Raw genomic sequence first — 13,898 nt, 5'->3', positions numbered from 1 at the left:
TACTACTGAAGTTACACGATAGCCGGCAACCTATGAAAAACCCTTCCTGTTCTCTGACTTATGTAAAATTCCCCTTCTGGCTTATTTTATTTTTAAGCTTTTTGCATGAAACCAAGGTAAATGCCCAGGCTGTACCAATAAACGATAATTGTGCCGGAGCCATCACTTTAACACCAAGCGTTACATGCAGCCCGTTAAATGGAACATCTACTGCCGCTACGCAAACCTTGCTTGCCTGTGCAGCCGGAGGTATAGCCGATGATGATGTGTGGTTTAAGTTTGTAGCCACGAAAAGCCAGCATGGCATCCGCGTTTCCGGCAGTTCGAACTACGATGCCGTGATCGAAACTTTTTCCGGTTCGTGTTCAAACCTTACTTCCATTAGTTGCACCGATGTTGGCGGTTTAGGACAAGTAGAAATCTCCCAGCCTGACAGCCTGATACCCGGCGATACGTATTACGTGCGGGTTTATCATTACAAAGGCGGCGCCGGTTCCGGAAATTTCACCATCTGCATAACTGATCCTTCCAACGACTATTGCGACGGCGCAGTAAACCTACCGGTAAATACCACCCACATTCCCGTTACCGGCTCCATTCAAAATGCTACCGAATCTATGCCTCCTTGCGGCGGTCCCGGCTACTTAGCGAACGATGTATGGTATAAATTTACGGCAACCGGTTTGGCGCACGATGTGGAAATTATAGCATCCTCCGGTTTACAACTGGAAGCAGAAGTTTTAATGGGCACCTGCAGCAGCTTAAGTTCCATTCAGTGCGGCGTGTATGTTGGTTATGGCGGTAATGCTACCATTCAATTGGCGCCACTGATAACCGGTCAAACCTATTTCGTGCGACTTTACGCAAGTACGCATAATATTACGACCAACACCTTCACCATTTCGGTGAAAAACCGGCCAATGCCTTCCGGAGCCTTGTGCGTGAATGCCTTAAATATTCCGGGTATTCCTTTTAACAGCGGCCTTCAAAGCACCTGCGGAAGCGGCGATAACTACCGGAGCAACTTTCGGAATTACAACCAGATGGGCGAAGATATGGTTTATAAACTGGACGTAACCAATGCCCCGGTTTCTTACCTGATGCGTCTCGACCGGGCAACTTCTACTACTCCCGGTTTGTGGGTAGCTGTATTTAAAGATTGCCCTACACCAGCTTTACGGCCATCTAATTTTGTAGGCGAAAGTCCCCTTTCCCGATCCGGAATAGCCGACAGCAGCATTATTACATTGGAAACGAACGGCACTTATTACTTTGTGGTAGACGGACAAACCTGTGGTGACTTCCGGTTCAGTCTGAAAAATGCGCCACCTCCGCCGGTTAATGATGAATGTATAAATGCCATCAGCGTAACTGTTGGAGATACCTGCAGCTTTGTGAACGCTAGTTCGCTTTATGCAACGCAATCAAAACCACGCTGCATTGCTTCCGGAAGTACCATTAATGCTTTTGCCGACGATGATATCTGGTATAGTTTTGTGGCCAAAGGCACGAAACACCAGGTTTACGTGCAGGGCAGTTTCGAATTGTTTTCCGGCCGCTGCGGCAATCTTACTTCTATGCTTTGTTTCCCTCAGGGCACTGTCAATAACCGCGCTGATCTGCCTAACCTGGTTCCCGGCCAGACTTATTATTTCCGGGTTTATTCGCCGGCAGCAGGCATAACTAATACGCAACTTCGGTTCTGCATTACCAAATTACGCGACAACGATGATTGCATAGGCGCAATAACATTACCGGTTGCGCCAATAAACACCGTTCCGGTTCCTTATGCCGGCAGCACCCAGGGCACCACGCAATCTATGCCTTCCTGCCAGTCTCCTACTATACCGTATGCCAACGACGATGTCTGGTTTAAATTTGTAGCCACTTCTCCGTACCAGCTCATAAAAGTTGTTGGTTTACCTAATACCCCAGCTACTCCGGAATATACGTTCAGTCCATTGGTTGAGCTTTTCAGCGGCACCTGCAATAGTCTTAATTCTTTAGTCTGTATGAAACGGTATAATAATGCCCAAAACCCAAAGGAAGAAATAAGGACCAACAACCTTAACCCGGGCACTACTTATTATTTAAGGGTCTATGATTACACAACTACTTCTTCCTATGATAAATTCACCATCTCGGTACAGGAAGATGCACCAGCCCCGGTTGGAGCAGTTTGCGCTACGGCAGTTCCGGTTACGGCTATACCATTCAACAGCGGACAGGTAAGCACCTGTGGCAGCCAGGACGACTATGGCAGCGATTGCCGGGGCGGCGGCTCGTTGCCTTTTGAAGATTATGTTTTCCGGCTGGATGTTACCAATGCCCCGATTTCTTACCAGATGAGCTTAAGTTCCGGAAGCAATAGTTCTAAAATGTTAAATATATACAGGAACTGCCCAAGTCCGGCCTTTTCCCCAACTAACTGCGCCATAAATACCTCTGGTCAGCTGCTTTATACCAACCAGTCCGGCCGCGATTCCATTGCCACCAACGTCTTCAACTTTAATACAAACGGCACCTATTATATTGTAGTAGAAGATGCTCTCTTCCAGGGAATGGCCGCAGGAAATACAGATTGCGGAAACTTCAGCCTGAAAATTAACGCCGCGCCGCTGCCGCCGACAAACGACCTGTGTGCCAATGCTATTACTTTACCGGTTTCCAATAGCTGCACGCCAGTTTCCGGAACCACGGTTCTTGCCACCAGTTCGGGCGCAGCACAAAGTTGTAAGGTTTTTATGAACCCGGGAGTACTGGCAAACGGCGACATGGATGTCTGGTATAAGTTTGTAGCCTCAACTTCCAGCCACAACATTACCGTGCAGGGCTTAGCTGGTTTTCAGCCCGGAATCCAGCTTTTACAAGGCGCTTGTCCAACGCCAACTATTCTGGCCTGTAACGTACAGCAAAGCAGCACCAATTCCCAGGTAATGTATGCAACCGGACTAACGGCAGGCGCCACCTATTTTATTAAAGTATTTGATACTGGTAACTTAAGTAGCGCAACCGGTGAATTCACGATTTGCGTAACCGATGCACCGCCCCGACCGGTTGGTTCTTCCTGCAGCAATCCTTTTATTATTCCGGCCATACCGTTTAACAGCGGCCTGCAAACCACCTGCGGTAAAGGCAACGATTTTGGCATAATTGAAAATAGCATTGACTTTTCTATCAACGGTCAGCCAGTACTTTACGGTGCCGGCGAAGATTATGTGTTCCAGTTCAATGTTACCAATGCTCCGGTTACCTATGCCTTTACACTGGGTGGGAACAGCATCCGGAAAGGTATGCGCATTCTGAATCAGTGCAACGGCCAGGTCACATTTATGGGCCTGAATAATCAACCTTTTATTGCTACCGGACTGGATACTTCGGCTACGCTGCCCTTCACCTTTACTACCAACGGTACTTATTATCTGGTAGTAGATACCTGGCCGCAACCCCATTGTGCCGACTTCCGCCTGAACGTCCGTTTGGCTAACCCGCCGGTTAATGATGAATGTGCCGGAGCCATTACTTTAACTGCCGGTAATACCTGTTCAACCATAGAAGGTAATATTTCGGAAGCTACTGCTTCGGTTGCCAATAACTGCTCCAATACTCCTGAAAGCCTCGGTAAAGATCTATGGTATAAATTTACCGCAACCAGCGCCCGCAAACTTACTTTACAGATACAAGGCAACCCTAATTTTGCACCACGATTAATGGTTTACAGCGATACCTGCGGAAATTTAAAGCCGGTGGAATGTAATTATAACTTTAATGGCGGCAATAATTTAACGCATCACTTCTACAACTTGCCTCAAGGTACCAGTTATTACCTGCGGGTTTATTCAGAAGATGTATTGAATTATGGCACCGGAAAGTTCACCATCTGCCTGACCGAAGATATTACGCCGGTAAATGCCACTTGCCAGCAGGCGGTAACGCTGCCGGTTAACGGCCCGGGTGTTTGCAATACAGTGAGCGGTAGTATTACGGGCACGCTACCAGATCTGGGCTTGCCGGTTTGCTCCGGAACTGCTGCTGGAAACGCCTGGTATAAATTTACGGCAACCAATACTAATCAACGCATAAACGTGAGCAGCGCTGCAGGTTTCGATGCGGTAGTGCAAGTGTTCGGTGGTAATTGCAATAATCCGGTGTTGCTGTATTGCAGCGATAAAACATCTTTGGGTGCTGCTGAAATTTTAGATGCGGCCGGACTTACCGCCGGGGATGATTATTATGTGCGGGTTTACCATTACGGTCCCGGCTGGGGAAGCGGCAATTTCAGTATCTGCATTCAGGAACTGCCAACCCCACCGGTAAATGACCATTGCAGTACTGCCATCAACCTTACTCCTGCCACTACCTGTCAGCCGGTTACCGGCACTGTATTGCATGCAACGCAATCGTTGCCCGGTTGCAGCGGCGCGTCGGCGGCCGATGTCTGGTATAAATTTACGGCCATTGGCGTGGAAAATGTAATTTCAGTTACCAATACTGGTAATGCTGATCTGGTGGTAGAACTACTGGAGGGTTCCTGCAATGCTTTAACTTCGGTGGTGTGCCGCGACACGGCGGTGGCTGGTGGAAACGAACAGATAAAAGCAGTTGGTACGCTGGTAGGATATATATATTACGTGCGTGTCTATGCCTATAACCAGCAAGCCGGAACCGGAGATTTCAGCATTTGTGTATTGAGCAGTTCATCGCGGGCGGTTATGCCTTTGCCATTGGCCAGCAGCAGTTTCTGTGCCGGCGAACAGTTTAAACTTGCTTACCGGGTTTTCGGGGCATTCCAAAACGGGAACGCATTTGAGGCGCAATTAAGTGATTCGGCAGGCAATTTTGTCAATCCGGTTGTTGTGGGCTCCCTGAATTCAATTGATTCCGATACCATATTGATAACGCTTCCGGCCGGAAGTAAGCAAAGCGCGCTGTATATATTAAGGTTAACGGCTTCCGACCCTGCGTATGTAAGTCCGGTAACCGTTCCGCTCAGCATTATGCCAGTTCCGGAAACGCCGCAATTCGTAGCTCCGCCGGAATACTGCATCGGCGAAACAATAGCGCCTCTGCAAGCAATAGGCACAAACATTCGCTGGTACTCCGATTCATTGCTTACAAACCTGGTACACACGGGATCTTCCTTTACACCAACGAATTTAACCGATACCACCAGCTTCTACATTACCCGGAAAAACGGAAACTGTGAAAGCGCCGCCGCTCAAATGACCGTAATTGTTAAACCGCTACCGAATAGTGCTTTCAACACTTTAAACGCAACATATTGCACTTCTACCCAACCCATTAACCTGGTTCCGGTGGTGGCCGGCGGCACGTTTAGCGGGAGTCTGGTTTTCGGCAATACGTTTATTCCTGCGCTTCCGGGCAATTATTCGATTGCTTATACTATTACCCGAAACGGTTGTACTTCCACCACTTCCCAAAATGTGCAGGTACTCACCGGACCAAATGCCAATGCCGGTCCGGATCACAATATCTGCTCCGGCGATTCGATACAGATTGGCACTCCGGCAGTGAGCGGCTTGGTTTATAACTGGATTCCGGCCAATGGCCTCAGCAATCCGGCTATTGCCAACCCAACTTTTACCGCCACCAGTTTTTCCGCTCAAAACGATACCATTTTAAAGCAACTTCAGGTTACGGATCCTGTAACCGGTTGTAGCAGTACCGGTCTGGTAAGCATTGTGGTTCGTGGCGTTCCGGTTGTTTCAGCGGGACAGGACCAAACAGTTTGCCTGAATGATGGCCTACTGCAATTAATAGGAACGCCGGCAGCTGGTAGCTGGAGCGGAAGCAGCGGAATTACGGGTACAGCATTTGATCCTGCAGCGGCTGGTACGGGATTACATTCCCTGGTTTACACCTATGCTCAAAATGGTTGCCCGGCTTCCGATACCATAAAAATTACAGTAAACGCCAATCCGCCTACGCCTGTAATTACGGCCATAAACCGCGACAGCCTGGCAACCACTGTAACTGCTACTTCCTATGAATGGCTGCTGAATGGCTCTTCCACTGGCATTACTTCAGCCGGAATAAAACCTGTTCAAAACGGAAACTATCAGGTAATTGCCTGGAATAATGGTTGTGCATCAGATACTTCGGCAGTATTCAGTTTTGTAGTGAATGGAATCAGGAAAGATGGTTTCACAAGCAGTATCCGCTTATTCCCGAACCCGACTTCTGCTAAAACTACCCTTCATGTGCAGCAGCCGGGACTCCGGAAAGTTTCGCTGGTAGTAACAGATGCTTTGGGCAGACAGGTTTTTGAACGGAAAATCCAAGCCGGACCGGAGGGCGAAATTAAGGAAGAACTGGATTTCGGAGCGCTCTCCAAAGGTCTTTACCTGCTGCAGATCAGTTCGGCGGAGAAACGGTACTTCCAGAAACTGGTGATTGAAAGATAGATTTATTTATAGAGACGCCCTAAAAGGGGCGTCTCTACGGGGTCTGGGGCACGCAAACCGCGATAAAACCGCCGGAATTCCGTAAATTTGCGGGCTAAACATTTGAATTACAGGTTTTGAAATCTCCGGTTATCCTGCTCATTACTCCGCCGCTTACACAGCTCAACACGCCTTATCCCGCTACCGCTTATTTAAAAGGTTTCCTGAAAAGCCGAGGTTTTAACGTGCATCAGGCGGATCTGGGGCTGGATATGGTGCTGAAAATGTTTTGCCGGAAAGGCCTGGAACGGATGTTTAAAAGCGTTTCAGGAAAGCAATTGCAGCAACTTTCTGAGAATTCGCAGCGCATTTATAAACTCCGGAAACATTATTTCGAAACGGTGGAGCCGGTTATCCGCTTTCTGCAAAACCAGGACTCTACCTTGGCGCAGCAAATTTGCTACAGTCGTTTTCTGCCGGAAGCTTCGCGTTTTGACCAGATCGGCGATTTGGAAGCTGGTTTTGGCGACTTGGGAATTACCGACAAAGCACGCCATTTAGCCACGCTTTATTTAGAAGATATCGCCGATTTTATTGTGGAAGCCGTTTGTCCGCATTTCGGGTTTAGCCGCTACGCTGAGAAATTAGGTTTGAGCGCCACAAGTTTCGACCCGATCGAGAAAGCCTTGCACGCGCCGCTTACTATTCCGGATGAAATGTTGCTGGAAAGCATGGACGAACTTTTAACCGAACTGAAGCCGGACGTGGTAGGTTTTTCGGTGCCGTTTCCAGGAAATTTGTTTGGCGCGTTGCTGCTGGCGAAACACATAAAAACCATTAACCCGGAGATCAAAACCCTGATGGGCGGCGGCTACCCGAACACCGAACTTCGGAGTTTAAACGAACCGAGGCTTTTCAAATACATTGATTTTGTAACGCTCGACGATGGCGAAAGTCCGTGGCTACGCATTCTGGAATATCTGAACGGCGAACGCGAAACTGAAAACCTGCAACGGACTTTTTTGCTCCAAAACGGTAGCGTTTCTTACATCAATAATGCTACTGATAAAGACATTTCGCACACCGAAGTCGGCACGCCCGATTATTCGGACCTGAAGCTGACGGAGTACATTTCGTTTATTGAAGTGATGAACCCAATGCACCGTTTGTGGAGCGACGGCCGCTGGAACAAACTCACCGTGGCGCACGGCTGCTACTGGAAACGCTGCTCATTCTGCGACATCACCTTAGATTACATTGCCCGCTACGAAACTGCGCCCGCTACCCTTTTGGTAGATAGAATCGAGCAGATCATCGCGCAAACCGGACAAACGGGCTTCCATTTTGTGGACGAAGCCGCGCCGCCGGTTGCTTTGCGGGATCTGGCCATCGAACTCATAAACCGCGGCGTGAAAATAAGCTGGTGGGGCAACATTCGTTTCGAGAAAACCTTTACGCCGGACCTTTGCCGGTTGCTGGCGCTTTCGGGTTGCATTGCGGTTTCCGGTGGTTTGGAGGTAGCTTCCGACAGGCTTTTGGCGAAAATGGAAAAAGGCGTGAGCATTGCGCAGGTGGCCCGCGTAACCGAAGGTTTCACCCAGGCCGGTATTATGGTTCATGCTTATTTAATGTACGGCTTCCCTACGCAAACCGCGCAGGAAACCATCGATTCTCTGGAAGTAGTACGACAGCTATTTGCGAATAACGTGATCCAATCGGGTTTCTGGCATCGGTTCTCTATGACCGCACATAGCCCGATTGGTAGGCATCCGGAGAAATTTGGCGTGGTGAAAATTGGTCCGGAGCAAGGCAGCTTTGCTTACAACGATCTTTGGCACGACGATCCGCAGGGCACCGACCACGAAGCTTTCGGCAAAGGTTTAGCGAAAGCTATTTATAATTATATGCACGGAATAGGATTAGACGAGCCCATGCAATTCTGGTTCGATTTTAAAGTGCCGCGTACCACAGTTGCTAAAAATCTGATCTATAACGCTATAGCCGAGCCCGGAAAAACTGACTATGAAAAACGGAATTTACGCCTGCTTTGGTTTGGCAATATTCCGGAAAAAACGGTAGGGTTTGAGGGTAAAAAAGTCGCTTCTGTGCCAACCTGCAAACTTACGTTCTACGAAAAAGCCGAGGACTTTGAAATCGAGCTTCCGGAAGTGATTGGCAAGTGGTTGCTGGAGGTTTTGAAAAAGTTAGTTGCCAATCCGGAAGAACCAATGCGTTTGAAAGATCTGGAGGCAGGTTTTCCGACGGAAGCGCCACTCAGTTTTGAAGCCTTTTTAGATAGCGTTTGGTGGCAGGAGATCCGGGAGAAAGGTTTGCTTCTGATCTGATCGGTTTTCCGGAAACTACTTTAATTACACAAGCTGTATCTATACTGAACCGTTACGGGCAACTTTACAGTCAAACCTTGTTCAAAATTGAAGCCGGTTGTTTTTTTTTATTAAAAGAATACTTGTTTTTCAGAAAAAGCGTATATTTCCAGTCTGATTTACAAAACTGAAATTTTCACTTTTTATTTATTTATCACTTTTATGAAAAAACATCTACAAGATGCCATTTCAAGCCCGAGCTTCAAGGCGTCGAAATTAAAGCGCCGGATGCTTTTAGCAGCCCTTGCTGCGGGTTCTTTTTGCGCAATGCCAGCAATGGCGCAAAAAAATTTAGATTACAAAGCTTTCGATGGTGTTAACACAACCGGAACTTATACGGATTTAGGTACTTCCGGCACAGCTATTACCGTTGCCAATAACGACAATGCAAATTCTGCTGCACAACCTATTGGGTTTACTTTCAATTTCAATGGTACTAACTTCACCGATTTTACTTTAAATACAAACGGTTTTATTAAGTTAGGTACCACTGCTATATCAAGCACTGGTCCTCAAGCTAACATTTTCTCTAGTGCTTTTCGTGATGCTAACATAATTGCACCGTTATCCGGCGTAGATTTACAGGGAGCTGCAAATCAAACTACTAACCCTACTGAATTCAGAGTAGCTACTACCGGTACTGCTCCTAACCGGGTAACTACTATCCAGTTCGAAAACTTATCTGATAAACAAACAGGTTCCGGTACTTCAGCTACGCCTAGCCAGTTCTCAGTAATAAACTTCCAGGTAAAATTATACGAAGGCACGAATAATATTGAGTTTGTATATGGCCCTTGGACTTCTTCAGGCAATACAGCTGGTCCTCAATTTTTCGTAATCGCGCTTAAGGGTACTACTGGCGGAGAAAACGACAGATTAGGTATGGGTAACCTGCCTACTACAGGTACTTCCTTAACTCCAGTTCCTTGGGCACAAACCAGATTCGAAAAAACTACAGTTTTTGGCGGTAACCCATACATCCCGACATTTGTTGGTGCAAACGCATTAATACCAGATGCAGGCCGTACTTTCCGCTTTGTAAAATTTGCTACGCCGGCTAACGACCTTTCTGTTGAAACCGTTTTCTCACAAGGAAAAATTTCTGTGGCTAGTGGTACACCACACAGAGTTCAGGCTGTTATCAAAAATACAGGAACTGCAACAGCTACCAATCAAACCATTAATTTAGAGGTTTCAGGTACCAATACGGTAACAAGCACCGCTACAATTGCATCGCTTGCTCCAAACGATACAGCAATTGTTACTTTCCCTGGTTATTTACCAACCACTGCTGGTTCAAACCTGATTGAAGTAACTGTTCCTACAGACGGTTATGCAGAAAACGATTTCATGGAATTTAACCAATTTGTATCAGCTTCAACTGAAAACTATGCGGTTTACCCAGATGCTGCTTCTGACGCTGAACTTGAATCGGCAACTGCTGCCCCGATTGGTAATACTTTTACCACCAACTCTGGTGTATGGTTATCACGTTACTTCGCAACAAACCGTTTAAGAGTAGAAAGCATGCGTACTTACATTGCAGGCGACAATACTTTTACTACCTCTGTGAACACCATTGGCCGTACTGTATTTGCAGTAGTTGTTGATGCTGCTGGTAATGTATTAGCAAGATCTGCTGATAAAGTTCTTACTGTAAATGACGTTGATGATTACGTTAACTTTACATTTACAACTCCTGCAATTGTAGAGAATCAGGATTACTACGTTGGTATGGGTATGTTAGCAAACGCTGCTGCAACCAAATATGCGTATCCATTCTCTGTTCAGTTTGAAGATTTAGACCGCATGGGTGCTCAATACGTAATGCCGATCCCAGGTGCTACTCCAACTCCTCCGGTTGATGCTGAATTTGATTACCGTTTCATGTTCGAAACAGAAGTAACCAACATTACTGGCGTGAAAGAAGACCTGAACGCGAAACTGGTTTCTGTTTATCCAAACCCAAGCAACGGTGTGTTCAACGTATCTGCTAAAGATATGAAAGGCTCTAACCTGAACCTGGAAGTACGCGATATGCAAGGCCGTCTGGTTTACAGCGCTGCTGCTTCTAAAGATAACGCAACGCTTGACCTGAAAAACGTAGCTTCTGGAGTTTACATGCTGAAAGCTTCTACCGACGCTGAAGTTGCTGTTAAACGTATTGTAGTTAAATAAGCTGCTTTAATACATCAACTTTTTAAGTTAAAAAAATGCCCGCCTCCACCTGGAAGCGGGCATTTTTGTTTTTTGGCGTTTCAGAAAACGGTATGATTTCAGGTAGAAAAAGTGCTGTCGCATTAATTTCCGCAGACCGCTAAAAGATGGAAGTTTGTTGCAAGAACACATTTGAAAACGCTATGCTTTTAAAACAAAAAACCCGAAACAGATCTGAGCCTGTTTCGGGTTTTATTCCGCAACCATTTAACAATTAAACCATTTAACAATTTAAATTTAGTCGCGTTTCGTTTTCAGAATTCTGCGGAGTTCGGCTAATTCATCGCGGTATTTGGCAGCTTGCAGGAAGTCGAGTTCTTTGGCGGCGGCTTCCATTTGCTTTTCAGTTTTGCGGATAAGTTTTTCCAGCTCATCGCGTTTCATATACTGAATAACCGGTTCTGCTGCTAATGAAACTTCTTCCGGACCGGCATACATTTTCACTTCCGGCTTTTTAGCGTCGGCAATCGAAGTCTGCTCAAAAATTTCCTCTTTCGATTTTAAAACCGTAGTTGGCGTAATGCCGTGCTCCGCGTTGTAAGCCATCTGCACCATGCGGCGGCGGTTGGTTTCGTCTATGGTACGTTGCATGGAGCCGGTCATGCGGTCGGCGTACATAATTACTTTGCCGCGTTCGTTACGCGCCGCTCTACCCACCGTCTGGATCAGGGAACGCTGGTCACGCAGGAAGCCTTCTTTATCTGCATCCAGAATAGCTACCAGCGAAACTTCCGGCAAGTCCAGGCCTTCGCGCAGTAAGTTCACCCCGATCAGCACATCAATATGGCCTAGGCGCAGTTCACGCAAAATTTCCACCCGCTCCAAAGACTTAATTTCGGAGTGAATGTATTTTACCTTGTGGTGCAGTTTTTCGAGGTATTTGCAAAGTTCTTCGGCCATGCGCTTGGTAAGCGTGGTTACCAGAACGCGGTCGCCCATTTTTATGCGTTCATCAATTTCATCGAGCAGGTCATCTATCTGGTTGGTACTTGGGCGCACTTCAATTTCCGGATCTAATAAACCGGTTGGGCGAATGATCTGTTCCACCACAACCCCGGCCGAAAGTTGCAATTCATAATCGGAAGGCGTAGCTGAAACGAAGATCGTTTGCCGCTGCATGCTTTCGAACTCGTTGAACGTGAGCGGGCGATTATCCATAGCGGAAGGTAAACGGAAACCGTATTCTACGAGCTGCGTTTTCCGGGCGCGGTCGCCACCCCACATGGCGCGCACCTGCGGCACTGTTACGTGGCTTTCGTCGATCACCATCAGGTAATCGTCCGGGAAATAATCGAGCAAACAGAAAGGCCGGCCACCGGGCTGACGGCGGTCGAAGTAACGCGAATAGTTCTCGATGCCGGAGCAGTAACCCAGTTCACGGATCATTTCCAGGTCGAATTCGGTACGCTCTTTTATGCGTTTGGCTTCCACATCGCGGCCTTCTTTTTCGAAATATTCGTGCTGCGCCACCATATCGAACTGAATTTCCTGGATAGCCTGGTGCAGTGTGTCTTTGCCGGTTACGAAAAGGTTGGCCGGGTAAAGCGCAATGCTGCTTTCATCGCCTATTTTCTTGCCGCTAGCCGGATCGATGCGCTGGATCGCTTCAATTTCATCACCGAAAAAATAAATGCGGTAAGCAAAATCGGCATAGGCCGGGTAAATATCCACGGTGTCGCCTTTCACCCGAAAAGTACCACGCGTAAATTCAGCTTCGGTGCGGCTATACAAGATCTGCACAAAAGAATAGAGCAAATTGTTGCGGCTGGCGCGCTGTCCGGCAGAGATATAAATTACGTTCTTTCCGAATTCCTCCGGGTTACCGATACCGTAAATACATGAAACCGAGGCAACTACAATTATATCGCGGCGACCGGAAAGCAAAGCCGAAGTACAGTGCAGGCGAAGCTTTTCGATCTCTTCGTTTATGGCCAGATCTTTTTCAATAAAAACGTCGGAAGAAGCAATGTAAGCTTCTGGTTGGTAATAATCGTAATACGAAATAAAATATTCTACGGCATTTTCCGGAAAGAAAGATTTGAATTCGCCGTAAAGCTGCGCGGCCAGCGTTTTGTTGTGGCAAAGTACGAGCGTAGGTTTTCCGGTATTTTGAATTACGTTGGCAACCGTAAACGTTTTACCGGTACCAGTAGCACCAAGCAAAGTCTGGGAACGTTCGCCATTGTTAACGCCCTCCGTAAGTTGCGCAATTGCCTTTGGCTGGTCGCCGGTCGGTTTAAATTCAGAAGTTAGTTTAAAATCCATTCAGGCTGATTTAAGCTGGTAAAGATAGACAAATGATAACATTCCGGCAGCACTTATAGTTTGCGATTACGTACTTTTTTGCCCGGAAAAGCTACCGTTTTTACTACGATATTCCGAATTCTGGTTGCTCGTTTATTCGACTTTTTAACTGGAAAACGGTATGGTTTCCGGCTGAAAAAGTCACAAGATGTTTACGCACCGTTCAGAGGTTTTCGGCTGGCGTTGGCTCGTGAATAAGCTTATAAAAAAGCATGATAACAATTGAGGCAACCAGGATCCAGGTAAAGAAAACGATCATCCAGGCATAGCGTAGTTTGGGTTTGTTGCTATGAAACAGCTCCATCGCTTTCAGGCGGCATTCCAGCAAAACCGAAACCGGAATAAGCCGAATGGAAAGCGCAATGCCTGCCGGAACAATGAGCAGATCGTCTAAAAAACCGAACACGGGAATAAAATCCGGTATCAAATCTATCGGGCTAAGGGCGTAACCAATGGTTATAGCAATAATAATTTTGGCCGACCAGGAAACCTTCGGATGCTTATAGGCCAGATAAAGCGCGTAAATTTCCGTATTCAGGTGGCGGGCTTTTTCGCGAAGTTTTTGCAGCAATTTCATAAACGGTGTACG

5 protein-coding genes are annotated in these 13,898 nt (G+C 47.0%); 3 read left to right on the top strand and 2 right to left on the bottom strand.

The window, feature by feature from the left end:
* Window positions 1–32 precede the first annotated feature (32 nt).
* The 3 genes from ACFPIB_RS01160 (at window position 33) to ACFPIB_RS01150 (ending at window position 10,966) form a co-directional block, all read left to right on the top strand.
* Window positions 33–6,425 carry a T9SS type A sorting domain-containing protein gene (locus ACFPIB_RS01160; protein WP_378015580.1) on the top strand — a complete coding sequence of 2,131 codons (6,393 nt, stop codon included), beginning with the start codon at window positions 33–35 and terminating at the stop codon, window positions 6,423–6,425.
* 116 nt (window positions 6,426–6,541) lie between these two features.
* Window positions 6,542–8,749 (top strand): B12-binding domain-containing radical SAM protein, encoded by a 2,208-nt coding sequence (locus tag ACFPIB_RS01155; RefSeq protein WP_378015579.1) that lies wholly within the window; start codon window positions 6,542–6,544, stop codon window positions 8,747–8,749.
* 201 nt (window positions 8,750–8,950) lie between these two features.
* Entirely contained in the window at window positions 8,951–10,966 is a 2,016-nt protein-coding gene (locus tag ACFPIB_RS01150) for a T9SS type A sorting domain-containing protein (RefSeq protein WP_378015578.1), read from the top strand.
* A gap of 276 nt (window positions 10,967–11,242) precedes the next feature.
* Here ACFPIB_RS01150 and uvrB read toward each other — a convergent pair whose 3' ends face one another.
* Together uvrB and ACFPIB_RS01140 are read right to left on the bottom strand one after the other, a co-directional pair.
* Complete coding sequence (gene uvrB / locus ACFPIB_RS01145) at window positions 11,243–13,270, bottom strand: excinuclease ABC subunit UvrB (RefSeq protein WP_378015577.1); 2,028 nt, start codon at window positions 13,268–13,270, stop codon at window positions 11,243–11,245.
* A 202-nt stretch (window positions 13,271–13,472) separates the two neighbouring features.
* The gene (locus ACFPIB_RS01140) at window positions 13,473–13,886 is read right to left on the bottom strand and encodes a YkvA family protein (protein ID WP_378015576.1); all 414 of its coding nucleotides are present in this window, start codon (window positions 13,884–13,886) and stop codon (window positions 13,473–13,475) included.
* Window positions 13,887–13,898 lie beyond the last annotated feature (12 nt).

The organism is Adhaeribacter terreus (assembly GCF_042657365.1).
Taxonomy (GTDB): Bacteria; Bacteroidota; Bacteroidia; order Cytophagales; family Hymenobacteraceae; genus Adhaeribacter_A; species Adhaeribacter_A terreus.
The sequence above is the reverse complement of the archived record's forward strand: the minus strand, read 5'-3'. Positions and strand labels throughout refer to the sequence as shown.

Excerpts from the sequence above, each read along its gene's own strand:
- ACFPIB_RS01160 (WP_378015580.1), top strand. The coding sequence starts at position 33 with ATGAAAAACCCTTCCTGTTCTCTGACTTATGTAAAATTCCCCTTCTGG.
- ACFPIB_RS01150 (WP_378015578.1), top strand. The coding sequence starts at position 8,951 with ATGAAAAAACATCTACAAGATGCCATTTCAAGCCCGAGCTTCAAGGCG.
- uvrB (WP_378015577.1), bottom strand. The coding sequence starts at position 13,270 with ATGGATTTTAAACTAACTTCTGAATTTAAACCGACCGGCGACCAGCCA.
- ACFPIB_RS01140 (WP_378015576.1), bottom strand. The coding sequence starts at position 13,886 with ATGAAATTGCTGCAAAAACTTCGCGAAAAAGCCCGCCACCTGAATACG.